At 70.7% G+C, this 23,349-nt stretch carries 32 protein-coding genes; 11 read left to right on the top strand and 21 right to left on the bottom strand.

Features of this window, described 5'->3' with window-relative positions; all coding sequences use genetic code 11:
- Window positions 1-9 precede the first annotated feature (9 nt).
- A complete protein-coding gene (locus HDA40_RS30570; RefSeq protein WP_253761263.1) occupies window positions 10-462 on the bottom strand; it encodes a MerR family transcriptional regulator in 453 nt (150 codons plus the stop codon).
- Window positions 463-532: 70 nt separating this feature from the next.
- Between HDA40_RS30570 and HDA40_RS30565 the strand changes: the two genes are divergently transcribed.
- A complete protein-coding gene (locus tag HDA40_RS30565) occupies window positions 533-1,363 on the top strand; it encodes an oxidoreductase (RefSeq protein WP_253761262.1) in 831 nt (276 codons plus the stop codon).
- Between the two features lie 18 nt (window positions 1,364-1,381).
- Here the strand turns inward: HDA40_RS30565 and HDA40_RS30560 are convergent, their stop codons facing one another.
- Window positions 1,382-1,567, bottom strand: coding sequence for a hypothetical protein (locus tag HDA40_RS30560; RefSeq protein ID WP_253761261.1), 186 nt, complete (start codon window positions 1,565-1,567; stop codon window positions 1,382-1,384).
- A 28-nt stretch (window positions 1,568-1,595) separates the two neighbouring features.
- On the bottom strand, window positions 1,596-1,979 hold the full coding sequence (locus HDA40_RS30555) for an MmcQ/YjbR family DNA-binding protein (RefSeq protein WP_253761260.1): 384 nt from the start codon (window positions 1,977-1,979) through the stop codon (window positions 1,596-1,598).
- 49 nt (window positions 1,980-2,028) lie between these two features.
- Here HDA40_RS30555 and HDA40_RS30550 point away from each other — a divergent pair, with 49 nt between their 5' ends.
- Window positions 2,029-2,535 (top strand): GNAT family N-acetyltransferase, encoded by a 507-nt coding sequence (locus HDA40_RS30550; RefSeq protein WP_253761259.1) that lies wholly within the window; start codon window positions 2,029-2,031, stop codon window positions 2,533-2,535.
- On the opposite strand, the gene ligD is transcribed toward HDA40_RS30550, so the two are convergent.
- Window positions 2,507-4,123: a non-homologous end-joining DNA ligase gene (ligD, locus tag HDA40_RS42300; protein WP_253761258.1), complete on the bottom strand. Its 1,617-nt coding sequence runs from the start codon at window positions 4,121-4,123 to the stop codon at window positions 2,507-2,509. The genes HDA40_RS30550 and ligD overlap by 29 nt on opposite strands.
- A 75-nt stretch (window positions 4,124-4,198) precedes the next feature.
- Here ligD and HDA40_RS30540 point away from each other — a divergent pair, with 75 nt between their 5' ends.
- Window positions 4,199-4,699 carry a GNAT family N-acetyltransferase gene (locus tag HDA40_RS30540; RefSeq protein ID WP_253761257.1) on the top strand — a complete coding sequence of 167 codons (501 nt, stop codon included), beginning with the start codon at window positions 4,199-4,201 and terminating at the stop codon, window positions 4,697-4,699.
- Here HDA40_RS30540 and HDA40_RS30535 read toward each other — a convergent pair.
- Window positions 4,696-5,400: a class I SAM-dependent methyltransferase gene (locus HDA40_RS30535; RefSeq protein WP_253761256.1), complete on the bottom strand. Its 705-nt coding sequence runs from the start codon at window positions 5,398-5,400 to the stop codon at window positions 4,696-4,698. The two genes, HDA40_RS30540 and HDA40_RS30535, sit on opposite strands and share 4 nt — an antisense overlap.
- Window positions 5,401-5,505: 105 nt before the next feature.
- Between HDA40_RS30535 and HDA40_RS30530 the strand changes: the two genes are divergently transcribed.
- Complete coding sequence (locus tag HDA40_RS30530) at window positions 5,506-5,700, top strand: hypothetical protein (RefSeq protein WP_253761255.1); 195 nt, start codon at window positions 5,506-5,508, stop codon at window positions 5,698-5,700.
- A gap of 69 nt (window positions 5,701-5,769) precedes the next feature.
- Here the strand turns inward: HDA40_RS30530 and HDA40_RS30525 are convergent, their stop codons facing one another.
- Complete coding sequence (locus tag HDA40_RS30525) at window positions 5,770-6,627, bottom strand: hypothetical protein (protein ID WP_253761254.1); 858 nt, start codon at window positions 6,625-6,627, stop codon at window positions 5,770-5,772.
- A 65-nt stretch (window positions 6,628-6,692) separates the two neighbouring features.
- On the opposite strand from HDA40_RS30525, the gene HDA40_RS30520 reads away from it, so the two are divergent.
- A complete protein-coding gene (locus HDA40_RS30520) occupies window positions 6,693-7,682 on the top strand; it encodes a helix-turn-helix transcriptional regulator (RefSeq protein WP_253761253.1) in 990 nt (329 codons plus the stop codon).
- Window positions 7,683-7,688: 6 nt separating this feature from the next.
- On the opposite strand, the gene HDA40_RS30515 is transcribed toward HDA40_RS30520, so the two are convergent.
- The 3 genes from HDA40_RS30515 to HDA40_RS30505 are packed head-to-tail and all read right to left on the bottom strand — an operon-like array spanning window position 7,689 to window position 8,914.
- Window positions 7,689-8,111 carry a hypothetical protein gene (locus HDA40_RS30515; protein WP_253761252.1) on the bottom strand — a complete coding sequence of 141 codons (423 nt, stop codon included), beginning with the start codon at window positions 8,109-8,111 and terminating at the stop codon, window positions 7,689-7,691.
- Between the two features lie 49 nt (window positions 8,112-8,160).
- On the bottom strand, window positions 8,161-8,634 hold the full coding sequence (locus HDA40_RS30510; RefSeq protein ID WP_253761251.1) for a GNAT family N-acetyltransferase: 474 nt from the start codon (window positions 8,632-8,634) through the stop codon (window positions 8,161-8,163).
- Complete coding sequence (locus HDA40_RS30505; protein WP_253761250.1) at window positions 8,624-8,914, bottom strand: DUF1905 domain-containing protein; 291 nt, start codon at window positions 8,912-8,914, stop codon at window positions 8,624-8,626. Before HDA40_RS30505 ends, HDA40_RS30510 begins: the two co-directional genes overlap by 11 nt.
- 62 nt (window positions 8,915-8,976) lie before the next feature.
- Here HDA40_RS30505 and HDA40_RS30500 point away from each other — a divergent pair, with 62 nt between their 5' ends.
- Window positions 8,977-9,552, top strand: coding sequence for a mycothiol transferase (locus HDA40_RS30500; RefSeq protein ID WP_253761249.1), 576 nt, complete (start codon window positions 8,977-8,979; stop codon window positions 9,550-9,552).
- Here HDA40_RS30500 and HDA40_RS30495 read toward each other — a convergent pair.
- Entirely contained in the window at window positions 9,536-10,003 is a 468-nt protein-coding gene (locus HDA40_RS30495; protein ID WP_253761248.1) for a DUF3291 domain-containing protein, read from the bottom strand. The genes HDA40_RS30500 and HDA40_RS30495 overlap by 17 nt on opposite strands.
- A gap of 32 nt (window positions 10,004-10,035) precedes the next feature.
- Window positions 10,036-10,659 (bottom strand): helix-turn-helix transcriptional regulator, encoded by a 624-nt coding sequence (locus HDA40_RS30490; protein ID WP_253761247.1) that lies wholly within the window; start codon window positions 10,657-10,659, stop codon window positions 10,036-10,038.
- Between the two features lie 167 nt (window positions 10,660-10,826).
- Between HDA40_RS30490 and HDA40_RS30485 the strand changes: the two genes are divergently transcribed.
- Both HDA40_RS30485 and HDA40_RS30480 read left to right on the top strand, forming a co-directional pair.
- Complete coding sequence (locus tag HDA40_RS30485; RefSeq protein ID WP_253761246.1) at window positions 10,827-11,945, top strand: lytic polysaccharide monooxygenase; 1,119 nt, start codon at window positions 10,827-10,829, stop codon at window positions 11,943-11,945.
- 124 nt (window positions 11,946-12,069) lie between these two features.
- Entirely contained in the window at window positions 12,070-12,864 is a 795-nt protein-coding gene (locus tag HDA40_RS30480) for a hypothetical protein (protein ID WP_253761245.1), read from the top strand.
- Here the strand turns inward: HDA40_RS30480 and HDA40_RS42295 are convergent, their stop codons facing one another.
- Both HDA40_RS42295 and HDA40_RS30465 read right to left on the bottom strand, forming a co-directional pair.
- Window positions 12,865-14,778, bottom strand: coding sequence for a sigma-70 family RNA polymerase sigma factor (locus HDA40_RS42295; protein ID WP_308197782.1), 1,914 nt, complete (start codon window positions 14,776-14,778; stop codon window positions 12,865-12,867). It lies immediately after the preceding gene.
- A gap of 10 nt (window positions 14,779-14,788) precedes the next feature.
- Complete coding sequence (locus tag HDA40_RS30465) at window positions 14,789-15,118, bottom strand: YciI family protein (RefSeq protein WP_253761244.1); 330 nt, start codon at window positions 15,116-15,118, stop codon at window positions 14,789-14,791.
- Between the two features lie 142 nt (window positions 15,119-15,260).
- Between HDA40_RS30465 and HDA40_RS30460 the strand changes: the two genes are divergently transcribed.
- Window positions 15,261-15,938, top strand: coding sequence for a DUF998 domain-containing protein (locus tag HDA40_RS30460; RefSeq protein ID WP_253761243.1), 678 nt, complete (start codon window positions 15,261-15,263; stop codon window positions 15,936-15,938).
- Here the strand turns inward: HDA40_RS30460 and HDA40_RS30455 are convergent.
- The 4 genes from HDA40_RS30455 to HDA40_RS30440 form a co-directional block, all read right to left on the bottom strand.
- Window positions 15,880-16,590 carry a DUF2306 domain-containing protein gene (locus HDA40_RS30455; RefSeq protein WP_253761242.1) on the bottom strand — a complete coding sequence of 237 codons (711 nt, stop codon included), beginning with the start codon at window positions 16,588-16,590 and terminating at the stop codon, window positions 15,880-15,882. The genes HDA40_RS30460 and HDA40_RS30455 overlap by 59 nt on opposite strands.
- A gap of 93 nt (window positions 16,591-16,683) precedes the next feature.
- Window positions 16,684-17,343, bottom strand: a complete 660-nt coding sequence (locus tag HDA40_RS30450; RefSeq protein ID WP_253761241.1) for a response regulator — start codon at window positions 17,341-17,343, stop codon at window positions 16,684-16,686.
- The gene (locus tag HDA40_RS30445) at window positions 17,340-18,452 is read right to left on the bottom strand and encodes a sensor histidine kinase (RefSeq protein ID WP_253763862.1); all 1,113 of its coding nucleotides are present in this window, start codon (window positions 18,450-18,452) and stop codon (window positions 17,340-17,342) included. Before HDA40_RS30445 ends, HDA40_RS30450 begins: the two co-directional genes overlap by 4 nt.
- 25 nt (window positions 18,453-18,477) lie before the next feature.
- Window positions 18,478-18,852, bottom strand: a complete 375-nt coding sequence (locus HDA40_RS30440; RefSeq protein WP_253761240.1) for a winged helix-turn-helix transcriptional regulator — start codon at window positions 18,850-18,852, stop codon at window positions 18,478-18,480.
- A 49-nt stretch (window positions 18,853-18,901) separates the two neighbouring features.
- Between HDA40_RS30440 and HDA40_RS30435 the strand changes: the two genes are divergently transcribed.
- Window positions 18,902-19,672 carry a Rossmann-fold NAD(P)-binding domain-containing protein gene (locus HDA40_RS30435; RefSeq protein WP_253761239.1) on the top strand — a complete coding sequence of 257 codons (771 nt, stop codon included), beginning with the start codon at window positions 18,902-18,904 and terminating at the stop codon, window positions 19,670-19,672.
- An 18-nt stretch (window positions 19,673-19,690) separates the two neighbouring features.
- Here the strand turns inward: HDA40_RS30435 and HDA40_RS30430 are convergent, their stop codons facing one another.
- The gene (locus HDA40_RS30430) at window positions 19,691-20,443 is read right to left on the bottom strand and encodes an SDR family NAD(P)-dependent oxidoreductase (RefSeq protein WP_253761238.1); all 753 of its coding nucleotides are present in this window, start codon (window positions 20,441-20,443) and stop codon (window positions 19,691-19,693) included.
- A gap of 146 nt (window positions 20,444-20,589) precedes the next feature.
- On the opposite strand from HDA40_RS30430, the gene HDA40_RS30425 reads away from it, so the two are divergent.
- Window positions 20,590-21,474 carry an RNA polymerase sigma-70 factor gene (locus HDA40_RS30425; RefSeq protein ID WP_253763861.1) on the top strand — a complete coding sequence of 295 codons (885 nt, stop codon included), beginning with the start codon at window positions 20,590-20,592 and terminating at the stop codon, window positions 21,472-21,474.
- A 121-nt stretch (window positions 21,475-21,595) separates the two neighbouring features.
- On the opposite strand, the gene HDA40_RS30420 is transcribed toward HDA40_RS30425, so the two are convergent.
- Genes HDA40_RS30420 through HDA40_RS30410 form a run of 3 tightly spaced genes read right to left on the bottom strand, consistent with a single transcriptional unit; the run spans window position 21,596 to window position 23,328 of the window.
- On the bottom strand, window positions 21,596-21,952 hold the full coding sequence (locus HDA40_RS30420; protein WP_253761237.1) for a VOC family protein: 357 nt from the start codon (window positions 21,950-21,952) through the stop codon (window positions 21,596-21,598).
- Window positions 21,953-21,982: 30 nt separating this feature from the next.
- A complete protein-coding gene (locus HDA40_RS30415) occupies window positions 21,983-22,717 on the bottom strand; it encodes a class I SAM-dependent DNA methyltransferase (protein WP_253761236.1) in 735 nt (244 codons plus the stop codon).
- A complete protein-coding gene (locus HDA40_RS30410) occupies window positions 22,714-23,328 on the bottom strand; it encodes a GrpB family protein (protein WP_253761235.1) in 615 nt (204 codons plus the stop codon). Before HDA40_RS30410 ends, HDA40_RS30415 begins: the two co-directional genes overlap by 4 nt.
- Window positions 23,329-23,349: the final 21 nt, after the last annotated feature.

The raw sequence follows: 23,349 nt of genomic DNA, 5'->3' as shown, positions 1-23,349 counted from the left end.
TGCTCCTGCTCACACAGCGGCGCGGTGGCAGTCTTCTGTCGTGCCGGTGAGGCCGACCGGCTCGGTGTGCGAAGGGTTCCACAGCTCGTTCGCCTCGCCGCGATCGAGCGCGGACTCGTAGATCCCGACCTTGTACCGGATGACGGACAGGCACTCATGGAGCTCGCGGATCCGCGCCAGCACCTGCTCCTCGTGCGCCCGGAGCAGGCTGAGGCGCTCCTTCTCGTTGCCCGCGCCCTGCCGGGCCAGCTCGACGTACTGCCGGATCGCCGCCAGCGACATCCCCGAGGAACGCAGCTTCGTGCATACGGCGAGCCATTCCACGTCTTCGGAGTGGTAGACACGGCGGCCGGTGGCCGTGCGGCGTACGGGGTTGGCGAACAACCCCTCCTTCTCGTAGAACCGCAGCGCGTGGACGCTGAGCCCGCTGCGCTCGGCGACCTCGCCGATGGTCAGATCCATTGCGACCCCTGTCACATCGGTGGCGATTCGTGCTTGATCTAGAGCCGACTCTAGCTTCTACCTTCGGCAGATGAGCAAAGTCTTCTTCGTCACCGGTGCGTCCCGCGGGCTCGGCGCCGAGATCGTCCGCGCCGCCCTCGAGCGGGGACACCAGGTCGCCGCGACCGCCCGGGACGCCGCCGCGGTAGCTAAGGCGTACCCGGAGGAACCGGCGAACCTGCTGGCCCTGACCGCCGACGTCACCGACCCCGCCCAGCTCCGGGCCGCCGTCGAGGCGACCGTCGAGCGCTTCGGCCGCCTCGACGTCGTCGTCAACAACGCCGGCTACGGCCTGGTCGGCGCGGTCGAGGAGGTCTCCGACGAGGCCGCCCGCGACCTCTTCGAGGTGAACGTGTTCGGCGTGATCAACACGCTCAAGGCGACTCTGCCGGTGCTCCGGGCGCAGCGCTCCGGGCACGTGCTCAACCTCAGCTCGGTCGGCGGCTTCGCCACCGCGCCCGGCGTCGGCCTCTACGGTGCGACGAAGTTCGCCGTCGAAGCCCTCTCCGAGGCGTTGCAGGGCGAGCTCGCCCCGCTCGGCGTACGCGTGACGATCGTGGAACCGGGCGGCTTCCGCACCGACTTCCTCAACCCCGCGAGCCTGCGGACCGAACCCGCGACGATCGCCGATTACGAGGCGGGCGCGGGACCGGTCCGGCAGAGCATGGGCGCGAACGACGGCAAGCAGGCCGGCGACCCGGTGAAGGCGGCCAACGCCATCATCGACGTGACCGAGGTGGCCGAGCCGCCGTTGCGACTGCAGCTCGGGGCCGACGCGATCGCCCGGATCGAGGCGAAGCTCGACCTGGTCCGGCGCGAGCTGGAGCAGTGGAAGCACGTCGCCCTGGCGACCGACCTGTAAGGTGCCGCGCTCGGGTCCTCAGTGCGTCAGCTGGACGCGGACCTGGTGGGCCGCGGTGTCGGTGAGGGCGGTCTCGGTGGAGACGTCCCGTTTCGCTGCGATGACAGCCGGCTCGCCGTCGCGGCGGATCAGCTCCTGCACGTACGCCTGAACGTCCTCAGTGGTGACGTCGAGGTCATGGGCGAGGGTGGCGATGGTATCCATGCGCCACCCTTTCCCCGGCCCGGCCGGACTAATCGGAGAGCAGCGGCGGCCCGTCGACGAGGGCGGCGAGCCGCTTCGGCGCCATGAGCCGGTAGCTCTCGGTGAGCAGCTCGGCGACCTCGATCCAGTCGACGTCGTCGGTGAAGATCATGCCCACGACGTTGTCGCCCCAGTCCGCCCGATAGAACGATTGTCCACTCTGGACCAAGGCGACGATCTCCTCGCCCGGTGCCCGGAAGGTCATCACGCAATCGTCCTCGGCGTCCCGGAGGTAGACGTGCGCGACGGTCCGTTGCCGGATCCGCCAGCGGACGCCGATCCAGGCCGGTTCCTCGTAGGCCTCGGGCAGGGCACGGCAGATCGCCCGCAGCCGGAGCAGGATCTCCTCGGGGACGTCACCAGGCGCGCTCACGAATCCGAAGCTACCGGCCACCACCGACATTCCTTGTTATGGTCGGTCGATGCCGGCGTACGCGATCCGACCCGCCCGAGCCGAGGACGCCGCCACGGTGGCGGAGATCTGGATCAAGGGCTGGGCCGACGGCCATCTCGGCAACGTCCCCGACGAACTCGTCGCCGTACGCACTCCTGACGCGTTCCGCCGGCGGGCCGGCGATCGGGTGGCTGCCACGACGGTCGCGGTGAACGCGGCAGGCGAGATCGCCGGATTCGTCATGGTCGTCGCCGACGAGGTGGAGCAGGTCTACGTGGCCGCGACCCATCGTGGCGGCGGGGTCGCCGCGAGTCTGCTGGCCGAGGCCGAGCGCCAGGTGGCCGCGGGCGGCCACGACCGGGCGTGGCTCGCCGTGGTGGACGGCAATCACCGGGCTCGCCGCTTCTACGAGCGATGCGGCTGGAGCGACGACGGCATGGTCACCTACCAGGCCGAGGTCGCGGCCGGGACGCTCGCGGTCGCCTGCCACCGCTACGGCAAGGTCGTCAGCGGAACTTCGGCAGTCGCTGGGTGAAGGTGAGCACGTCGGCGAACAGGTCGCCCTTCTCCGCCAGCCGTTTCGGCAGCGTCCGGATGGTGAACTTGTCCGGCCGCAGCCGCTTGTCGTCCAGCTCGTCCCAGTCGATCGGGGTCGACACCGGCGCTCCCGCCGCCGGACGGGGGCTGTAGGGCGCGACCAGGGTCTTGTTGATCGCGTTCTGGGTGTAGTCCAGCCGGGCCAGCCCACCCCGGTCGTCCTTCTGCCATCTGAAACTGACGAGGTCGGGCACGAGCGCGCCGACGGTCTTCGAGAGCTGCTCGACCCAGGCCCGGGTGTCGTCATAGGTCGGCCCCGGGCGGATCGGCACCCAGATCTGGATGCCGCGACGGCCGCTGAGTTTCGGGCGCCCGGTCACGCCGAGGTGCTCCAGGGCGTCCCGATGCAGCTTGGCCAGCATCACCAGGTCGGCCCAGCTCGTCTTCTCGCCCGGGTCGAGGTCGATCAGGGCGTACGTGGGCCGGTCGGGTCTGTCGACCCGGGAGGTCCAGGCATGCCATTCGAGCCCGCCGTAGTTGGCCGCCCAGACCAGCGCGGCCGCCTCGTCCACCACGAGATAGGTCGTCGTCTCACCGGGATCGGCGTCGGGGTTCTCCCAGCGCGGCAGCCATTCCGGCGCGTGATCGGGCAGTTGCTTGTGCCAGAAGCCTTTGCTGTCGGCCCCGTTGGGATAGCGATGGAGGTTCATCGCCCGGCCGGTGAGGTAGGGCAACGCGATCGGCGCGATCTCGGCGGTATAGCGGAGCAGATCCCGCTTCGTCACCGGCTTCTGCCGCCCCAGCGCCGGGAACAGGACCTTGTCCAGGTTGGTGACTTTGAGCGTACGCCCGAAGACGTCCCACTGGCCCGACGAGCCCAGGGCGTCCAACGCGGCCAGTTCGTCCGCCGTCACCGGTGATGTCTTGAGCGGGACGGCCGCCCGGGCGATCGGCTCACCGGACCGCCACATCTTGTCCGGATCGGCTTTGACCTGGTCGTTCGTCCGTCCGGAGCGGACCGACTTCGGATGGTCCTCGGGATTCCAGCCGTTGACCGCGTCGTCGTCGCGCTTCTTCAGCAGCAGCCACTCTTCCTTGCCCGACGCGCCCCTCTTCGTACGCACCAGCACGAACCGGCCGTGCAGCTTCTCGCCGTGGAGGTCGACGTGCAGCTCTCCGTCGGCTACGGCCTGGCCCGGGTTCTCCTCCTTGGCCGGCTCCCAGGTGCCGGCGTCCCAGACGATCACGTCGCCGCCGCCGTATTCCCCGCGTGGGATGACGCCCTCGAAGTCGAAGTACTCCAGCGGGTGGTCCTCGACGTGGAAGGCGGCGCGGCGTACGCCCGGGTCCTGCGTCGGTCCCTTGGGGACGGCCCAGCTCACGCCGACTCCGTCGATCTCCAGCCGGAAGTCGTAGTGCAGGTTGCGGGCCCGGTGGCGCTGGACGACGAACCGCAGACCGGCGGCCTGATCGCGCCCGCGCGCCTCGCCCGACGGCTCAGGCGTACGCGCGAAGTCCCGCTTGCGGCGGTAAGGCGCAAGCTTCTCGCGCTTCCCCTCAACCGAAGCGGACCGCGACGACGGCACGGACCGAGTCTACCCAGTGATCCACGCGTCAAACGCGTTGACAGCGCGACCGCGTACGCGGCAGGCTGCGGGAACATGGGTGATCACATGATCCGAGCCATGACCCCGGCGGACGCCGACGACGTCCTGCGCATCTACCAGGCGGGGCTGGACACCGGCGAGGCCAGCTTCGAGATCGACGCACCCACCTGGGAGCGTTTCGACGCGAGTCGACTGCCTGAGCACCGGCACGTGGCCGAGCTGTCCGGGCGCATCGTCGGCTGGGTCGCCGTCTCCGCGGTCTCCGCCCGCCCGGTGTACGCCGGAGTCGTGGAGCACTCGGTCTACGTCGACTCCGCCGCGCGCGGCAACGGCGTCGGGATCGCACTGCTCACGGCGTTGTTCGAGTCGACCGAGGCGGCCGGGATCTGGACCGTCCAGTCCGGGGTCTTCCCCGAGAACACCGCCAGCCTCCGGCTGCACGAACGCGCCGGCTTCCGGGTGATCGGCACTCGGGAGCGGGTCGGGCGGCACGGCGTACGCGGGTGGCGGGACGTCCTGCTCCTCGAACGGCGCAGCAGCGTCGCCGGGGTCTAGCCGGCCCGGGCGATCACGATCTCCGGCTCGTCCTGCGCGATCGGGTCGAACCCGGCCGCCCGCAGCTCGCCGGTGAACGCCGCCGGCTCGGCGAGGTACACCTCGAAGCTCTCGCGCGCCTCGCGTACGAGCCGGTCGTCGTGGGTCACGCGATAGGTGAACCGCCACCGCGCCCGGTCCGGCCCGGCGTCCGCGCAGGTCACCTGCCCGGTGTATCGGTCGTCGCCGAGCCGCCGGGACGGCAGCTCCCAGGGCGGTTCCAGGCGGTGCGGCGGCCGCTGCACCACCAGCCGCCCGCCGGGCACCAGCGCCACGCGGATCGCCGCCAGCACCTCGGCCCGCTCCACCGGGTCGAGGCACGCCATGGTGTTCACGCACCACGCGAAGTCAGCGACCGCCGTCAATCCCACGTCTTGTACGCCCATCGCATGAACCCGGATACGGTCCAGCAGGTGCGGCATCCCGGCCAACCGGCTGAGCAGGACGGCGCGCATGGGAGCGCTGGGCTCGACGGCGTGCACGACGACCCCGGCCCGCTCCGCCAGGAGCGCGGTGGCCAGCCCGGTCCCCGCCCCGACATCGAGGATGCCGACGGTCGGCGTACCCAGCCAGCGCCCGAGCAGCCGCTCGGCGAGGCGGCTGAACTCGGCGGCCTGCAGCAGGTCGTAGAACTCGGCGGTGACGGCGTACGAGTGCCCCACTCCCCGATCATCCCAGCTCAGGCCCGCACCGCCGGCCACCCGCCCGGAACGGGGGTGGGGAAAGTCGGGTGACGTGGGGGGTGGGGGGCGCTTACCGTGATCGTCATGACGATGCTGGTTCAAGTCGATCTTCGGTCGGACTCTCGCTACCTCACCTGCTGGGTCGAGCCGCGTGTCCGCGTCGGCGACCAGGTGACTCTGAAGTCTTCGGAGGAGCCCGCGCGCCGGTGGGACGTGCTGCGCGTCGGCCTGCCGCAGTCGTCGGGCGCGATCAAGCGGGGCTGGGACAACAACATCTGAGCCCCGAGCAGCTTTACCGGAACAGCGGCGCCGTCCCTCTGGGCGGCGCCGCTGTCGTTCGCTCGGCGGTCAGCGGCGGCCATACGCCCGGAGCACCCGCATCGCCCGGAGCGTCTCGATCCCCCGCCACTCCACAGTAGACGCCTGGCTCGGCGGCTCCCAGGTGATCGGCCAGCCGCCGTCGGGCTGCTGGTCGCGGGCGAGCCGGTCGAGGTGCCCGTCGACGGCGGCGTCGGTGAACAACGGCCGCCACGGGCTGTCGGGCGTGGGCGCGAAGTGCAGCGGAGTGAGTCCGTAGCCGGGATCGTCCGGGTCGGCGCGGAAGAACTGGAGCTTCGCCAGCCAGCCGCCGACCTGCGCGGCGAGCGCGTCGGCGCGTACCCGATCGGGTGCCGCCGCGAGGAAGACGAGCACTTCGCTCAGCGAGTGTGCGTCTTCGGCGAACCCGGCTTCGAGCCGGCCGAAGGTCCACTCGGTGGCCTGGTCGAGCCACGGATGCGTGACGCCGAGCCGGTGCAGCCGTCCGGCCAGGCCGGCGGTCGGGTTGAGGCCGGGCGCGTAGGTCCAGTCGGACCAGTGGTCGGCGCGGGGATAGCGCTCGATGACCGGGAACGCCAACGGCACCGCACCCTCGGGCGTCGCCACCGAGCCGAGCCAGTCGCAGGCCGCCCGCACCCAGTCCGGCGCGGGCGCCCCGGCCGTGACGAGGACGTCGAGCGCGCACTCGACGTCGATGGGCAGGCTGGCCGGGCAGCGTTTGTCGGGTTCGAGGCCGTGGCCGAAGCCGCCGTCGGCGTTGCGGTACGCCGCCACGGCGGCGACTGCTCCGGCCGGGTCCGCCCCGTCGAACAGAACGGCGGCGAGACGGCGTTCGACCAGCCGCCCTTCCCGGTCGAGGAACGCGCGAGCGGAATCGACGAGAGTCATGAGCCGAAGTGTGGCAGCACCCACCGACACAATCCGCCGGACCGACGAGACGCGAAGATGGGGGCATGCGCGCCTCCCGGATGATGACCCTGCTCCTGCACCTTCAGGTACGCGGCCGGGCCACTGGTCAGGAGCTGGCCGACTTGCTGGAGGTCAGTGAGCGTACGGTCCAGCGGGACGTCGAGGCGCTGGCCGCCGCCGGGGTGCCCGTCCGCTCGGTCCGGGGCCCGGCCGGCGGCTACCGCCTCGACGGCGGCTATCGGACCCGGCTGACGGGGATGGGCCTGGACGAGGCGGGCGCGCTGGCGTTCCTCGGGCTCGCCGGCCCGGCCGAGCAGCTGGGCCTGGGCGAGTTGCTCGAAGGCGCCCGGATCAAGGTCTGGGCGAGTCTCACCGGCGAGGCGCGGCAGCGGGCGGGGCGTACGGCGGAACGGTTCCACCTCGACCCGGTCCGGTTCTACAGCACGCCCGAACCGGTGCCCTGTCTGGCTCAGCTCGCCGAGGCGGCCTTCTTCGACCGCCGCGTACGCCTGGAGTACGTGCGCGGCGGGAAGGCGTCGACTCGCGTCGTCGACCCGATGGGCCTGGTGCTGGCGGCCGGCGACTGGTATCTGCTGGCATTGCGGGACGGCGTACGCCGCACTTACCGGGTTTCCCGCGTACGCGAGGTCGAGCTGCTGGCCGACGCGGCGCACCGGCCCGCCGACTTCGACCTGGCCGAGGCGTGGGCGGCGGCCCGAGCCGAGTTGGAGGACGAGCACGTCGCGGTGGAGGTGACGGTGCGGGCCACGCCGCAGGCGCTGCCGCGCCTTCGGCGCATGATCCCCGTACGCGGCCAGCACAGAGTGCCGGTGGCCGCCACCGAGCCCGTCGAGGTGACGGTGCCCTTCGACGAGGAGTGGTGGGCCGTCGAAGGGCTGCTCAGCTTCGGCTCCGCGATCGAGGTGCTGGCTCCGCCGTCGGTCCGCGACCGGGTCGCCGCCGAGATCCACGCCGCGGCCGCGCACTACCCCAGCTCCGAGACGAACCCGGCCCAAGTCGGACCAGCGGCCTGAGGCGTTCTACCGGCCCTGGGTGGCGATGCGTGTCGCGTCCCCGAGACGACGGCGCAGCAGCGACCCGACCCCGGCGAGGAGCACACCCAGCCCGGCGGTCGCCATCGAACCCAGCCGCCCCTCGTACGCCTGCGCCTCACCGCCGCTGACCCGCAGCTTCTGCGTCGTACCGGTGCGGTCCGGCCGGCCGTCGAAGGCCACGGTGGCCTTGTGCGTCACCCCGTCGGCGGTCCACGTCACGTCGCAGTGCTGCGTGTACGTCCGGCCGTTGCCACTACCGGTGGTCTGGAGCCGGCACCGGTCCACCTTCCCCTCGGCGGTGGCCCAGTTCCAGCTGCGCATCACCTGATATCCGCCCCAGACGACCAGGACGGCGGCGATGACGTATAGCGCGAGGCCCATGCCTCGCCGTTTTCCGGCGAAATCCACGCGCGCATGATCACATGAAGCGTCAAGTCATCGGATCAGCCGAACAGATCTACGCGAGTTCCCGGTAGTAGAAGTACATCGGCTCGGTCTCGCCCGGCTCGGTGTTGCTGAACCCGTGCGCCTCGTAGAACCGGCGGGCGTCGACGTCGATCCCGTCGACGTTGACCTCCAGCGATTCCGCGCCCCGCTGCGCGGCCAGCGCGCAGGCCGCCTCCAGCAGAGCGTGGCCGAGCCGCTGATTGCGCTGCTCCGGGCGTACGTAGAGTTCGTCGAGCACGACCGCCGGGCCGGGCGTCCAGACGCTGGGCCGGAACGAGAGCACCGCCAGCCCGGCCGCGGGCTCCCCGATGAGGAACACTGCCAGGTCGTCGCCGGGAAGTAGCCTGGTCAGGCGCTCCGTGAGCCACTCGGCCCCCGGGGTGTAGGTGTCGAATTCCCGATTGAAGTCGTCCAGCAGCACGGCTACGACGGCCGCGTCGGCGACTCGCGCACGGCGTACTGGAGCGGCAGGGTCAGTCGGCATCGAGCATCAGCGTGATCGTCACGGTGTCCCCCAGTTCGAGCTTCTCGGCCCGGCGTACGTCGGCCCGCACGGGCACCAGATACCCACCGTTCTTCGGGAACAACGACGTCGTCCAGTCGGTGTCGCCGACGCGTACGCCGACCGGGATGACGCCCCAGCCATAGGTCAGCCGGGCGGCGACCTCCTGGATCTCCTGGCACACGTCCGTCGGCACGGTCACGAAGTGATGCGGGGCGGGACCGCGCCAGTGGAAGATCTCGCCGGTGAACTCCAATTCCATCCGGCCACAATAAAAGACGTACCCGACAAAGGATGTCGGGAATAGCCGCTAGCTTGGGCTTCATGAGTGAGAAGACAGCTCCGCCCTGGGAGCCGCCGCTGGCCGGATCCGAGGAAGAACACCTGGTTGGCGCGTTGGACCGATTGCGCTGGACGTTCCGGTTCAAGGCCGACGGCCTCGACGAAGCGGGACTGCGTACCTCGATCGGAGCTTCGACGCTGACCCTCGGCGGTCTGCTGAAGCATCTGGCGGCCGTGGAGGACTACACGTTCACCGCGAAGCTGACCGGCGACCCGATCGGTGCGCCATGGGACGCCACCGGCTGGGACGGCACCAACGACTGGGAGTTCTCGTCGGCCGCCAGGGACGACCCGGCGACCCTGTACGCGTACTGGGACGGGGCGGTCGACCGGTCCCGGGCCCGGCTGGCCGCGGCCCTGCAGAACGGCGGGCTCGACCAGCCCGTGCACACCGGTTGGCCGGATGGGCGCAAGGCCAGCCTCCGTAGGCTGCTGTGCGACCTGATCGAGGAGTACGGCCGTCACACCGGGCACGCCGACCTGCTGCGGGAGGCGGTGGACGGGCGGACCGGCGAGGACCCGCCCGCGGACTGGCGGCCGGTCAGCCGTCCACGGTGACCGGAGAGGTGTCCGGAGACTCGGAGAACTCCTTGAAGGTAAAGGCTTCCGGCCCGGCTCCCTTTTCCCGGAGAAGGTCGAGCCGGGCCATCCCCTCGGCCGCCGTCGGCAGGTGCCCCTCGGGGATCCACCACATCACGCTGTAGACCTCCACCGCCTTGGTGAACCATTCACGGCGCCGTTGCAGCACACCCAGATGCCGCGACCGGTAGACGTAGTTCCAGAGGTCGTCGCGCGTCCGCCACACCGACATGTTGATCAGTAGGTCGTCGCCGAAGTCGTGCTGGACGGTCGCGGTCGGATCGGTCTCCGACTCCTTGAGCCGCCAGACGAATCCGGGCGCGACATCGGCCAGCGCGTTGATCGGCTCCAGCAGGGCGACGAACTCGGCCAGCTCGGGCGCCTCGACCGGGGCGAGGAGATGCCCGACGTTCAGTTGCGCGAGATGCATGGCAGCAGCATGGCCGACCGGGCACTTCTATGTCAATGAGAATTGTTTTTAGAAAACGAGACGCAGCACTCGCCCGGCTTCGGGTCAAGTTCGGCGGTCGCGTCGTCGCCCGCGACGCCTTGGCACAACGCCAGATTCATCGCGCAGACCAACAGCGGCTGCTCGTCCGCGACCTGCTGAAACGGGCAGTTCCTGAGGCGTACCACCTGGTCTTGCTCGTAGGGCTCGTAGCCGCGCTCACGCAGCGTGGCCAACCACCCGCCGGGCTCGTGCAGTCTCTTGCCCGCGCGCGCCGCCGCGGCGATCGCGCCGTCGGCGGCGTCCAGTCCGTGGACCACCTCCGCGAGCAGCGACGCCAGCTCGCGGTAGTCCCGCTCGGGCACCGTGACAGATCGACTTGTACGCGCACGGCGGTAGACCTTGGCCGGTCGCCCTGCGCCCGGGCCTGGCCGAAGCTCGCCCAGGCGCGCGAAGCCGGTCTCCAGAAGCCCGACCTCGGCGAGTTTGTCGAGGTGAAAAGCGGCCAGCGTACGCGAGACGCCGACCCCTTCGGCGGCCTCGTTGCGCCCGACGTCGCGACCGGAAGCCGCGACGAACTCGTAGAGCGCCCGGCGCACCGGGTCGTGCAGCGCGGCCACCGCATCCAGGTCTTTCACCCTCGTAGTGTGCCTCAGTCCCGCCGCCTCTTCCCAAAACCGGCGCGGGACGGTTGAATCGTTTCCCATAGATGAATACGTCCGGAGCAAAGGGCGCGGCCGGCGTGGCCGCGACTCCCACTCGCCCAAGTGTCGCTCCGGGCACTCCACGGACAAGGAGTCATCGCATGACCGCCCACACCTACCGGCGGTGGCTGTCCATCGCCCTCTCCCTGGCGATCGTCGCCGCCCTCGCAGTCGTGCTCCTGACCACCGGCCTCGCGAAGGTCGCCGACGCCCACGGCACCACCGTCGATCCCGCCTCCCGCAACTACGGTTGCTGGCTCCGCTGGGGCTCGCGCTTCCAGGACCCGGTGATGGCCACCGAGGACCCGATGTGCTGGCAAGCCTGGCAGTACGACACCAACGCCATGTGGAACTGGAACGGCCTCTACCGCGAGGGCGTCGCCGGCAACCACCAGGCCGCCGTCCCGGACGGCCAGTTGTGCAGCGCCGGTCACACGCAGAGCGGCCGGTACAACGCGATGGACACGATCGGCGACTGGAAGGCCCAGTCGATCGCGAACACGTTCAACGTGAAGCTGTTCGACCAGGCCGGTCACGGCGCCGACTACGTCTACGTGTACGTCAGCAAACCGGGCTTCAACCCGGTCACCCAAGCCCTGAAATGGTCCGACCTCGAACTCGTCGGGCAGAAGGGCAACACCCCCGTGTCGCAGTGGACCACCGAGTCGGCCGGCGGCTGGTCGACCCTGATCGGCGCGAGCGCCCCCGGGCGTACGGGCCGGGCCATGGTCTACACCATCTGGCAGGCCAGCCACATGGACCAGTCCTACTACTTCTGCGCGGACGTGAACTTCGGCGGCTCGTCGTCGCCGTCGCCGTCCACGTCGGCTTCGGCGTCCACCTCGCCGTCCGCGTCCACGTCCCCGTCCGCCTCCACCTCCCCGTCGGCGTCCACGTCGCCCACCTCGTCGAGCGGAACCAAGTCCTGCTCGACCGCGTACACGGTGGTCAACCAGTGGTCCGGCGGATTCCAAGGTCAGGTGGCGGTGACCGCCGGCGGCGCGGCCATCAGCACCTGGAAGGTCACGATGACCTGGCCCAACGGCCAAGTCGTGACCAGCGCGTGGAACGGGACGGCCACCACGGCCGGCACGGTCACCACGGTGACGAACGCCAGCTGGAACGGCAGTCTGGCCGCCGGGGCCGGCACGACGTTCGGGTTCCTCGCGAACTCCGGCACGACCAACGCGCCACCCGTCTTCACCTGTGCCGCGACCTGATCCGCTGATTCGCTGAGCTGATTGCTGAGCTGGGGCCGTGTTCATCCCGTTGAACGCGGCCCCATCGCGTACGCCCTCGCCAGTAGACTCGGGAACTCGAAACTCGACGCGACGGGGGCGTTCGGTGGAGCAGAACAACTCTGGGCACGAGCCACTGTTCAACATGGACGGTTCACTGCCCGATGCGGACGAATCACTGTCCACGGCGGACGATCCGCTGGCGGACTGGCTGGCGCCGCCGGGCTCGACTCCGCCACGGGGTGCCGCGTGGCTGCCCATTCTGGCGATCGTGGCCAGTGTGGCGCTCTTGGTCGGCGGGGGCCTCGGCCTGATGAAGCTGCGCAGGCACCCGGCACCCGGTAGCGGCTTACCCCCCGAGCCGACCACGGTGGCCAGCCCCGGCAGCGCCTGGGCTCGGGACTTTCCCGTGGCGACCGCGGCCGACCTCGACGGCGTCTGCCGAGGCTGGTACTACCCGCAATCGCCCGCCCTGACGGGTTCGGCGCCCCACCCCATCACGGTCACCGTGCTGGACGAGGTCTTCAAGACCCGCAACCAGCCCAGCTCCATCGAGGTGCCCGACGGGACCGCCAAGTCCTTGCGGGCCGCCTGGCAGCCGGCCGATCTCACGAAGACGCAGATCGTCGCCTGCGTCGATTTCGCCGCCGCCGGGAAGTCCCTCGGCACGTGCAAGTTCACCACTCCCAAGCCCACCACCGTGGCCTTCGCGGAAGGCGTGTACAAGGTGACGGCGTACGAGGTGGCGACGGGACGGAAGCTTCTCGACGTCCGGCTGACGGGGGCGGAGAAGGACTGCCCGGCCGCGGCGATCGTCCCGGCCGAAGGCGAGATCGTTCTCCACAGCTCGGTCACCGACCGGCAGCTGTACAGCCAGCTCCACGCCCTCGTCGAGCGCTGATCAGGACTCTCGCAGGTCCCGCAGCGTGTGCCCGGTGGCCTGCTTGAACAGGTACTCGGCGCGCTCGTAGGACAACCGCGTCCGGCCGGTATGCGGGCAGACGTCGGCCGCAGCGGGCGGCCGGCCCGGCCCGCGCCGCCGATCGGCGAGGAACACCGGCCCCCGCTCCCGCCCGGCGATCAGGCCGGGCAGCAGCGACGCGGTCTGCGACCGCCAGGTGATCCAGGTCTTCCCGGTCCACGCCCGGCGCTCGTCGAGATCCAGGTCGTCGACGTTCAACGCCAGCACGCTCCGGGGCCCGGCCGACGACTCCGCCAGCAGCCGCCACAGCACGCGTTCCCGCAGAGGCAACTCGCGAGCCCAGAGTTCGACCAGATCGAGCCCACGCCGCAGCGACGGCGGCTCGGTTCGGCGGTCGAGCGTACGGGCGAGATCGGGGAGGTCGGCCCAGGCGCTGAACGACCGGACGGCCGCCCGATGCCGATTCCAGGTACGCGCCGCCGCCCCGGCCCAGGCCAGCTCGAACGTCTGCGCCACCCGATCCGGGGTCAGCTCGGCCAGCGGCAGACTCTCCCCGACGGCGAGGCACAGGCGTCGCAGCGTTTGCGCGTACGCCCGAAGGGTCTGCGCGTCGAGATCCTCCCGGCGCAGGAAATCCGCCGTCGCTTGGCCGAGCGACAGAGACGGCGGTGCGTCGTCGGCGAGGCGTTCGGCTCGGCGACGGAGGAACTCCCGCTCGGCGGAGTTCGCCGTCAACGCGGCGGCCCGCTCGAACTCCCGCCGGGCCTCAGCCGGCCGGCCGAGCCGGGCCAGCAGATCTCCGCGTACGCCCGGCAGCAGGTGATAGTTCTGCAACGCCGGATCGGTGAGCAGCGCGTCGACGAGGTCCAGCCCCGCCTGCGGCCCGGCGGACATGCCCACGGCGACGGCCCGGTTCAGCTGGACGATCGGCGTCGGCAGCAGCCGGGCCAGCGCCCCGTAGAGCGCGGCGATCTGCCGCCAGTCGGTGTCCTCGGCCGTCGGTGCCTGCGCGTGACAGACGGCGATCGCGGCCTGCAGCACATAGGGACCGGGTGGGCGGCCGAGATCCCGGGCGCGCAGCATCGCGGTGAACCCACGCCGGATGAGCAACTGGTCCCAGCGGCCCCGGTTCTGCTCGTGCAACTGGACCGGCTCCCCGTTCGGGCCGATCCGGGCGGCGCTGCGGGACGCCTGGATCTCCATCAGCGCCACCAGCCCGTGCACCTCGGGCTCGTCCGGGGCCAGCTCGGCCAGCTGCCGCCCGAGCCGGAGGGCTTCCAGACACAGGTCGGCCCGGATCAGATCGTCGCCGGCGCTGGCGGCGTAGCCCTCGTTGAAGATCAGATAGACGACCTCGAGGACCGAGGACAGCCGCCCGGCCAGTTCCGGACCGGCCGGCAGCTCGAACGGGACGCGCTCGTCGGCCAGCGTCTGCTTGGCCGCCGCGATGCGCTGGGTGATCCGGGCCTCGGTGGTGAGGAAGGCGCGCGCGATCTCGGTCGCCGTCAGGCCGCCGATCAGCCGCAGCGTCAACGCGACGCGGGCCGCGGTGGGCAGCACCGGGTGGCAGGAGATGAACATCAGCCGCAGGACATCGTCGGGCTGCTGATCCGGCTGCTGGTCGAGGTCCCGGGCCAGTTCCTCGTGCTTGCGGTCGAGCCGCTCCGACCGTCGAATGTGGTCGATCGCGCGACGCTTCGCGATCGTCGTCAGCCAGGCCCCCGGATTGTCCGGCACCCCGGCCGACGGCCACTGCTCCAACGCCGCGACCAGGGCGTCCTGGGCGAACTCCTCGGCGAGTCCGACGTCGTGGACAAGCCGGGTCAGCCCGGCGATGATCCGGGCCGACTCCAGCTTCCAGACGGCGTCGACCGTCCGATGTACGGCGGTCACTGGTGGGCGATCAGCCCTGCGGCCCGTAGACCTGCTGAATCACGCTGACGCCGTCGCCGACGATCTGCCGGAACCGGCGGCCCAGTTCGATCGCCTCCTCGCGCGAGCGCACCTCGATCAGCGCGAAGCCGGCGACCGCCTCCTTCGCCTCCGTGAACGGGCCGTCGGTGACCGTGATCTCGTCGCCGGCCGAGGTCAGCCGGACCCCGCCGGCTTCGAGGCCGCCGGTGGCCAGCAGGATGCCGGCCGCGGTCGTCTCGTCGATGAACTTCGCCATCTCGGTGAACAGCTTCTCGTCGGGCTTGTTGTCGTCGGCCAGGGCCGTCATCAGGAACCGCATGACGTGGTCTCCATTCCGGTGTGAAAGGGCGTGTCTGACAGGACGTCGGATGGCCGATGTGACAGGTAACTGCCTTGTTCTCTGTCACATCATCCGATCGACGTGTCAGTGAAACAAGTCCTCACGGCTGAAGGAGCCCGACATGACCGCCAGCGTCACCACCGCCTCGTCCACCGCCGCCACCGTCGCCCCGTCGGCCGCCGCCTCGTCGGCCGGCACTCGCGTACTGCTCATCTGTGCGGCAGTGAGCGCCCCGCTGTGGGCGGCGGTGAGCCTGATCCAGGCCGCCACCCGGGCAGGCTTCGACCTGACCCGCCACCCGCTGAGCCAGCTGAGCACCGGCTCGCTCGGCTGGCTCCAGATCACCAACTTCCTCGTCGCCGGGCTGCTCACCGTCATCGGCGCGGCCGGGCTGCGCCGGGTCGTCCGCAGCAAGTGGGCGCCGCGCCTGGTCCGGATCAACGGCCTCGGGATGATGGCCGCCGGAGTCTTCGTGATGGACCCGGCGGACGGCTTCCCCGCCGGTACGCCGGCCGGCATCCCCGCCTCGTTGAGCTGGCACAGCTACGGTCACTTCGCGTCCGGCACGATCGCGTTCGCCGCCCTGATCGCGGCCTGCTACGTGCTGGGCCGGGAGTTCAGCCGGGACGGCGACCGCGGCCGGGCGATCGTCTCCCGGATCACCGGAACCGCCACCCTCGTGGGCAACCTGTGGGCGATGACCGGCGGCAAGGCCGGCTCGCTGACCCTCGCCCTCGGCGTCATCCCCTCGATGCTGTGGATCTCGGCACTGGCCGCCCGTCACCTGCGTCGCCGGTGATCTCACCCGACCCGGAAAGCCCCGCCAGACGGCGGGGCTTCCGTCGTGCGATGAACCATTCCGCCACGGCGAGATTGATCAGCCAGGCGGCCAGCATCAAGAGGGCGTACGCTCCGACGCCGGGCTCACCGACGGCCACCGTCCAGAACCCGAAGGTGAACGCCTGCGTGCCCGCGCCGAGGCCGAGCGCGTACGCGCGCATCATCCAGGCGCGATGCGTGGTGAAGTCGCGCCGCCGGACGGCCACGAAGCCGAGGACGAGGCAGAGCAGCATCCCGGTGGAGACGACCACCCGGATGACGCTCAGCCCGGAGTCCTCGATCGGCGGCATCGCGTACGTCAGCGTCATCCACAGGCCGGAGCCGGCCACCGCGATGCCGCTCGGCACGACCAGGCGTCCGGCGTACCGGTGCCAGCGGCGGCGGCGCAGGCTCGGCGCGAACTGCAGCGCTCCCAGCACGGAGAACAGGATGCTGCCGACGATGTGCAGCACGATCGGCAATGGCGCGGTGACGAAGCGCGCGTTGTCCGGCGTCACCTCCGGACGCGAGGCCAGTTCGGCGCCGCGGACGAAGGCCGCGATCACCGGAACGAGGCTGAGCACGATCAGTCCGGCCGGAGCCGGCCACTGGGATTTCCACGAAGAGGTCACGATTCGATGGTCGCGACGGCGGGCGGATGACTCATCGGCAATCAGGTCGCGACGAAGGCGTACCCCGGAACGGCTCGCCCGTAGTACTTCCGGCTACTTCGGGCGGACGCGCTGCGTCTCGTACGCCCACATCGCGATCTCCACGCGATTGCGTACGCCCAGCTTCGTCATCAGGCTCGCGATGTGGCTCTTCACCGTGCTGAGCGTGATCCGCAGCTCGGCGGCGATCTCGGCGTTCGTCCGTCCACGTGCGACAGACGCGAGCACCTGCTCCTCCCGGTCGGTCAGCGGATCGATCGGCTGGGCGGGCGGGGCGCTGGGGCCGGTCTCGGCGAAGGCCTTGAGCAGCCGTGCGGTGACGGCCGGGGCGATGAGCGCGTCGCCGTCGGCCGCCGCGTGCACGGCCTGCGCCAACAGCATGGCGCCGGCGTCCTTGAGCAGGAACCCCTTGGCCCCGGCGCGCAACGCCGCGTAGACGTACTCGTCGAGGTCGAACGTCGTGATGACGACGACGGCGAGCGGATCGGCGACCTCCGGCCCGGCCAGCGCCCGGGTGGCCGAGATGCCGTCCAGTTCCGGCATCCGGATGTCGAACAGGCACACGTCCGGGCGTACGCGGCGGGCCAGGCGCACGGCGGCCACGCCGTCGGCCGCTTCCCCGACGACTTCGATGCCCGGCTGCGCGTTGAGGATCATCACCAGTCCGGTGCGGACGATCTCCTGATCGTCGGCCACGATCACGCGTACGCTCATCGCCCGCTCCTCGGTAGCACGGCGGACACGACCCAACCCCGTTGCCCGTCGGGTCCAGCCTGGCATTCGCCGCCCAGCAGCTCGGCCCGCTCGATCATGCCCAGTACGCCGAATCCAGGCGACGCCGCGCCAGCCATCTCCCCGTCGTCGCGCACCGTCAGGCGTACCACCTGGTCGTCGGCGTGGAGCTGGACCTCGATGCGGCTGGCGTGCCGCGCGTGGCGGCGGGCGTTGGTGACCGACTCCTGCGCGAGCCGGTAGAGCGCCGCGCCCACGGCCGTGGGCAGCTCGCGGAGGTCTCCCTCGACGGTGATCGCCACGGGCGGGCCGGGGTGGTCCGCGAGCCCGGGGAGGTCGGCGATGCCGGGGTTGGGCGCCAGTTCGGCCGCCTCGTCCCGGCGCAGTACGCGGACGATGGTCCGCATCTCCCCCAGCGCCCGGGTGGCCTCGGTCTCGATGATCCGCAACGCTTCCATCGGCGCCTCCGGCTGGACGGGCGCGACCGCGAGCCCGGCCTGGGCGCGGATCACGATCGCGGAGAAATGGTGGGCGACGGTGTCATGCAGGTCCCGGGCGAGCCGTTCGCGCTCCACGAGCCGGACCTGCTCCAGCTCCCGGGTCCGGGCCTTGACCCGGAAGCGCAGCGCGGCCCCGAGCGCGAGCGCCGTGCACAGGATCGCCGCCCCGCCGAACGCGTCGGTGCGGCTCAGCCGGTCGACGGCCACCGAGACGGCCAGGTTGGCCGCCATCAGGACGAGCCCGGCGACCATCTCGCGCCCGGAACCCCAGCGGAACAAGGCGTAGGGCAGCACCAGCACGTAGATCATGACGTACGAGTCCGGCACCTCCGGTGCGAGCGCCGCCACCAGCCCGGACACCACGAACGCGGCAGCCAGCGCCAGGAGCGGACGCGACCGTCGCCAGAGGAGGGTGGGCGCGAGCCCGAGCGTCACCAGCAGCGCGAGCGGATGCCCGCGCAGACTCGGCCGCGCCGCGAACTCGACGACCGCCAAGACGACGACCAGGCCGACGAACACCCAGTCGCGCCGGCCGCGCGGCGGTGCGTCCGGCGGCCGCGGCTCGGCCCAGATCGCGCGTGGGAGGTGCATCACGGCCCGATGGTACGAGCGAGGATCAGACTGCGTATCCGCCCAAAGTACGACCGTCGACCCGCGTACGCGCCCGCGCCTCGGCGATCTCCGGAGCGTGCGCCTCGGCCCATTCGCCGATTGCGATGACCAGGGGCAGGAACGAGCGGCCCAACCCGGTCAGCGCGTACTCCACCCGATCGAGCTTCTCCTCGCGGGCCACGAGCCCGTCCGCCGCCAGCGTCCGCAGCGTACGCGTGAGGATGCGGCGGCTCAGCCCGTCGACCGCCCGATCCAGCTCGTTGAAGCCGTACGCCCGCTCGTCGAGCAGCGCCAGCAACAGGACGCTCCACTTCTCGCCGACTCGCCGCAGCACCTCGGTCGCCGCGCACACCTCCCGGTCGGCCGGAGTGGAGGGCACATCAATGTGCCTTCTGTCGGGCAACGCAGTCGTCAGCACAGGATCAAGTATGCGCACAGTAGTGATCCTCGGCGGCACCCGCGGCATCGGCGGCGGCCTCGCGGCCCGGCTGCGAACGGCCGGCGACCAGGTGATCGCGATCGGCAGCGCCGACGCAGACCTGACCTCCGTACGCCAGACCGCCGCCCTCGCCGATCGGCTCCCCGACCGGATCGACGCCCTCGTGTTCGCCGCGGGCCGGTTCACCCCGCGCCGCGTCGTGACCGCAGAAGGCTTCGAGCAGAGCTTCGCCATCTACGTCCTCGCCCGCTATCTGCTCGCGGAACGGCTCCGGCCCGCCCTCGACCGGGCCGAGAAACCCGTCGTCCTCAACCTCTGCGGCACCGGCGGCCGGCAAGGCCACCTCCACTGGGACGACCTCCAGCTCACCCAGGGCTACAGCCTGCTCCAGGCCACCATGCAAGGCGCGCGGGCCAACGACCTGCTCGGCGTGCACTTCGCGGCGCAGGACCCGGGCAGCCGCATCCGCTACGTCCTCTACAACCCGCTCTTCGTCGACAGCGGCCAACACCGCTACTTCAGCCAGCCCACCCGCGCACTGGTCGGCGGGGCGGCCAAAGTCTTCGGCACCAGTGTCACCTCAATGGCCCGGCGGCTGGCGGATCTGCTCGCCGACCCGCCAGCCGCGCCTCTCACAGCTTTACGCCGTGGTACGCCGATCTCGCTGGCGCGGCCCGAATTCGATCGCGCGACGGCGGAGCGGCTGGCTTCCGTCCTCGCTTCCCTTCTCGCATCCCTGGTCACGGATCCGGCACAGTAGCTGTGTCCATAGTGGCCGTCACCAGGGCAGCGGGCCGTCTTCGCTGAAGAAGCCGCCGGTGGGGCCGTCCGCGTCGAGTGTCGCCAGGCGTACGACGACGGCGGCACCCTGTGCGGCTGTCCGGTGCCCGAGGTGGGCGTTGATGTCGGTCGCGCAGAACCCAGGCGCGGCCGCGTTGACGAGGATTCCATGCTCGCGCAGCTCATGGGCGTACTGGACGGTCACCGCGTTCACCGCGGTCTTCGACGGGGCGTACGCGATCGCCGGGGGCAGCGACCCGAACTTGCCCTCCTGGTCGCTCGTCCAGGTCAGCGAGGCCGCGTCGCTGCTCAGGTTCACGATGCGCCCCGCCTCGGCCCGCCGCAGCAACGGCAGCAGCGCGTTGGTCACCATGATCACGCCGAAGACGTTGGTCTCGAACACCGCGCGTACGACGTCCAGGTCGGCCAGGCTGGGGAGCTGAGCGCGGACGTCCATCGGCGCGTCCGGGGCGGCCCCGGAGATCCCCGCGTTGTTGACGAGCACGTCGAGGTGGCCGAACCGGGCCTCGACCTCGGCAGCCGCCGCCGTGACGGTTCCCGGATCGGTGACATCCAGCGTGACGGCGTACGCGTCACGACCGGCCGCGCGCAGCGCGGCGGCGGCTTCCTCGCCCCGCTGCGCGCTCCGGGCGGCGATCACCACCGTCATCCCCGCCTCGGCGAGTTGTTCGGCGACGGCCCGGCCGATGCCCTTGTTCGCCCCGGTCACCAGTGCGATCTTCTTGTCCATGGTCAGTCCCTGCTCTCTCGGCCAGCGTTTCTGGCGCCTACTGACCTGGAGATGCCGCTGCTCCAGGGCTTGTGACGGGCGGGCGGCGTGACGAGGACCACCGCCCGTCGAGGTCACACGATCACGGGGATCGGCGTCGAATGCGTATGACCGACACCGCCACCGACGCCTTCGTCAGTTACCGCAGCCTGCTGTTCACCGTGGCGTACGAGATGCTCGGCTCGGCGGCGGACGCCGAGGACGTCCTGCAGGAGACCTGGCTGCGCTGGTCGGGCGTCGACCTCGGCGTCGTCCAGGATCAACGGGCGTACCTCGTGCGGATCACCACCCGGCTCGCCCTGACCAGGCTGCGTACGCTGCGCCGCCGCAAGGAGTCCTACGTCGGCCCATGGCTGCCCGAGCCGTTGCTGACCGCGCCCGACGTGGCCGAGGACGTCGAGCTGGCCGACAGCGTCTCGATGGCGATGCTGCTGGTCCTGGAGACGCTCACGCCGACCGAACGGGCGGTGTTCGTGCTGCGGGAGGTGTTCGACGTGGAATACGAGGAGATCGCGGAGGCCGTCGGCAAGACCCAAGCCGCCGTACGCCAGATCGCCCACCGGGCGAGGGAACACGTCGCCGCCCGCCGGCCCCGGGGCGAGGTGACCCCGACGCAGGCTCGGACGGTGCTGGACGCCTTTCATCGGGCGGTGGAGACCGGCGATCTCCAAAGCCTGCTCGACATCCTGGCGCCCGACGTCGTCTTCCTCGGCGACGGCGGCGGAATCGTGCAGGCGGTGCCACAGCCCATCATCGGCGCCGACCGCATCGCGCGCGTCTTCCTCACCGGCATGACGAAGATCTCCGCCACCACCAAGCTGCTCCCAGCCCAGATCAACGGCTATCCGGCGCTGATCCTGCGCGTGGACGGCGACGTCGACACCGTCCTCGGGCTGCGGGTGGACGACGGGCGCATCACCGGCCTTTACGCCGTCCGCAATCCCCAGAAGCTCTCCCGGGTCTCCCAGGAGACCGCGGTGACCCGACTCTGAGTCCTCACGTGCCGGTTGTCAGCTGAGGCAGACGCTTCCCGGGGTCAGCTGAGGCAGACGCTTCCCGGGGTCAGCTGAGGCAGACGCTTCCCGGGGTCAGCTGAGCAGACGCTTCCCGGGGTCAGCTGAGGCAGACGCAGAAGGGGTGACCGGCCGGGTCCAGGAAGACGCGGAACGTGGTGCCCGGCTGATGATCGGGCTTGGTCGCGCCGAGGGCGATCACCGCCGCCTCGGCCTCGTCGAGATCCGCCACGACCACGTCGAGGTGCATCTGCTGCGGCGCCTCCTGACTGGGCCACCTCGGCGCGACGTAGTCCTCGACCTGCTGGAAGCAGATGCACTGGCCGTAATCGGCCCGGATCTCGACCCAGTCCTCCCGGGTTTCGACCTTCCAATCCAGCATCGCCCCGTAGAACGCGCCGAGCGCGGCCGCGTCCGGACAGTCGATCACGAGGCTGGGAAACCGTGCGATAGCCATGTCGGCGAGGCTACCGGCGACCGCCGACAATCAGGGCTTACGCCAGACCGAGACATGACTTTCGCTGTCATTGGTGAACGGCGCGCCACGCCAGTCGGCCAGTCTGCGTACCGGCTCCAGCCCGGCGAGCCGCGCCATGAGGTCGCACTCGGCCGGCCAGATGTACCGGAAGTTGCTGGCGCCGTATCGGGCACTGCCGTCGGCGTACCGGTAGTAGTGGTGCGAGGTGCCCTGCTGCGTCACCATGTCGTAGGTGTCGAAGCCGACGTGCTCCTCCGAGACGTCGAACGGCACCGCGGACTGGCCCGGCGGGAACCGGCGGATGCCCGGCACCCACAGCTCGATGACGAAATGGCCGCCGGGCGCGAGGTGCCGAGCCGCGTTGCGGAAACACTCGACCTGTTCGTCCTGCGTACGCAGATTGCCGATGCTGTTCCACACGACGTAGACGAGCGAGAACTCGCCGGGGACGGTCGCCGAGGCCATGTCGCCGACCACGACCGGGATCTGTTCGGCGGAAGCCGACTTCCGCAGCTGGTCGACCATCGGCTGGGACAGCTCGATCCCCGACACCCGTACGCCCCGCGCAGCGAGCGGCACGGCGACCCGCCCCGTGCCGATCGCCAACTCCAGCGCGGGACCCGATCCGGCCAGCTCGGCGAGGAAGTCCACGGCTGGTCCGAGGACCTCCGGGGCGTACATCGCGGCGGAGGTCTCCTCGTACCGCTCGGCCGCCGCCTGGTCCCACAGGTCGCTGCTTGTCACGCGCGCTTCTCCTCATTCGATACGGTCAGCCCGGCTTTACGCAGGGTGTCGATCACGACGCCCGACTTCTGGGCCGCGTACTCGGCCATGAAGGTGACCCCGGCGGCGGCGATCCGGCGCTTCTCGGCGGCGTACCGCTCCCGGTCGGCGGGGTGATCGCGCAGCCAGTCGCGGAAGATCACATGCCGCAAGAACTCGTCACAATCCGGGCCGAAGACGTGCACGTTCGCCGTCGGATCGAAGCCGTGCAGGCAACGGTGCTCGTACCAGTCGGGTTCGCGTACCCGCAGGACATAGCCCGCTGCCTCCAACGCCGGAAGGTACGCGGGCTCATCAGCCGGATCGGCCACGATCACGTCGATGTCGATCCGGGGTTTCGCGGCCAGACCCGGCACGGACGTCGAGCCGACGTGCTCAACCAGCAGCGCAGCCGGGCCGAGCGCGGCACGCAGCCGCTTCTCATGCGCGGCGAACATCTCCGGCCAGGCGGGATCGTAGTCCCGGATCTCGATGACCCCGGCCGGTCGCGGCAACACCCCGCCCGCGTTGCGCTGGCGCAGCCACTCCTCCGTGACCTCCGGCGAAGGCTCGGGCAAGGGCGGCATCCGCATCCCGGCACCCTACCCGCGCCA

The sequence above is a fragment of the Hamadaea flava genome, from assembly GCF_024172085.1.
GTDB lineage: Bacteria > Actinomycetota > Actinomycetes > Mycobacteriales > Micromonosporaceae > Hamadaea > Hamadaea flava.
This window is presented reverse-complemented; position numbering and strand designations above follow the sequence as displayed.

Coding starts and splice junctions, on each gene's coding strand:
- HDA40_RS30570 (WP_253761263.1), bottom strand. CDS start 462: ATGGATCTGACCATCGGCGAGGTCGCCGAGCGCAGCGGGCTCAGCGTC.
- HDA40_RS30565 (WP_253761262.1), top strand. CDS start 533: ATGAGCAAAGTCTTCTTCGTCACCGGTGCGTCCCGCGGGCTCGGCGCC.
- HDA40_RS30560 (WP_253761261.1), bottom strand. CDS start 1,567: ATGGATACCATCGCCACCCTCGCCCATGACCTCGACGTCACCACTGAG.
- HDA40_RS30550 (WP_253761259.1), top strand. CDS start 2,029: ATGCCGGCGTACGCGATCCGACCCGCCCGAGCCGAGGACGCCGCCACG.
- HDA40_RS30540 (WP_253761257.1), top strand. CDS start 4,199: ATGGGTGATCACATGATCCGAGCCATGACCCCGGCGGACGCCGACGAC.
- HDA40_RS30530 (WP_253761255.1), top strand. CDS start 5,506: ATGACGATGCTGGTTCAAGTCGATCTTCGGTCGGACTCTCGCTACCTC.
- HDA40_RS30525 (WP_253761254.1), bottom strand. CDS start 6,627: ATGACTCTCGTCGATTCCGCTCGCGCGTTCCTCGACCGGGAAGGGCGG.
- HDA40_RS30520 (WP_253761253.1), top strand. CDS start 6,693: ATGCGCGCCTCCCGGATGATGACCCTGCTCCTGCACCTTCAGGTACGC.
- HDA40_RS30510 (WP_253761251.1), bottom strand. CDS start 8,634: ATGCCGACTGACCCTGCCGCTCCAGTACGCCGTGCGCGAGTCGCCGAC.
- HDA40_RS30505 (WP_253761250.1), bottom strand. CDS start 8,914: ATGGAATTGGAGTTCACCGGCGAGATCTTCCACTGGCGCGGTCCCGCC.
- HDA40_RS30500 (WP_253761249.1), top strand. CDS start 8,977: ATGAGTGAGAAGACAGCTCCGCCCTGGGAGCCGCCGCTGGCCGGATCC.
- HDA40_RS30495 (WP_253761248.1), bottom strand. CDS start 10,003: ATGCATCTCGCGCAACTGAACGTCGGGCATCTCCTCGCCCCGGTCGAG.
- HDA40_RS30485 (WP_253761246.1), top strand. CDS start 10,827: ATGACCGCCCACACCTACCGGCGGTGGCTGTCCATCGCCCTCTCCCTG.
- HDA40_RS30465 (WP_253761244.1), bottom strand. CDS start 15,118: ATGCGGTTCCTGATGACGGCCCTGGCCGACGACAACAAGCCCGACGAG.
- HDA40_RS30460 (WP_253761243.1), top strand. CDS start 15,261: ATGACCGCCAGCGTCACCACCGCCTCGTCCACCGCCGCCACCGTCGCC.
- HDA40_RS30450 (WP_253761241.1), bottom strand. CDS start 17,343: ATGAGCGTACGCGTGATCGTGGCCGACGATCAGGAGATCGTCCGCACC.
- HDA40_RS30445 (WP_253763862.1), bottom strand. CDS start 18,452: ATGCACCTCCCACGCGCGATCTGGGCCGAGCCGCGGCCGCCGGACGCA.
- HDA40_RS30435 (WP_253761239.1), top strand. CDS start 18,902: ATGCGCACAGTAGTGATCCTCGGCGGCACCCGCGGCATCGGCGGCGGC.
- HDA40_RS30430 (WP_253761238.1), bottom strand. CDS start 20,443: ATGGACAAGAAGATCGCACTGGTGACCGGGGCGAACAAGGGCATCGGC.
- HDA40_RS30425 (WP_253763861.1), top strand. CDS start 20,590: ATGACCGACACCGCCACCGACGCCTTCGTCAGTTACCGCAGCCTGCTG.
- HDA40_RS30420 (WP_253761237.1), bottom strand. CDS start 21,952: ATGGCTATCGCACGGTTTCCCAGCCTCGTGATCGACTGTCCGGACGCG.
- HDA40_RS30410 (WP_253761235.1), bottom strand. CDS start 23,328: ATGCGGATGCCGCCCTTGCCCGAGCCTTCGCCGGAGGTCACGGAGGAG.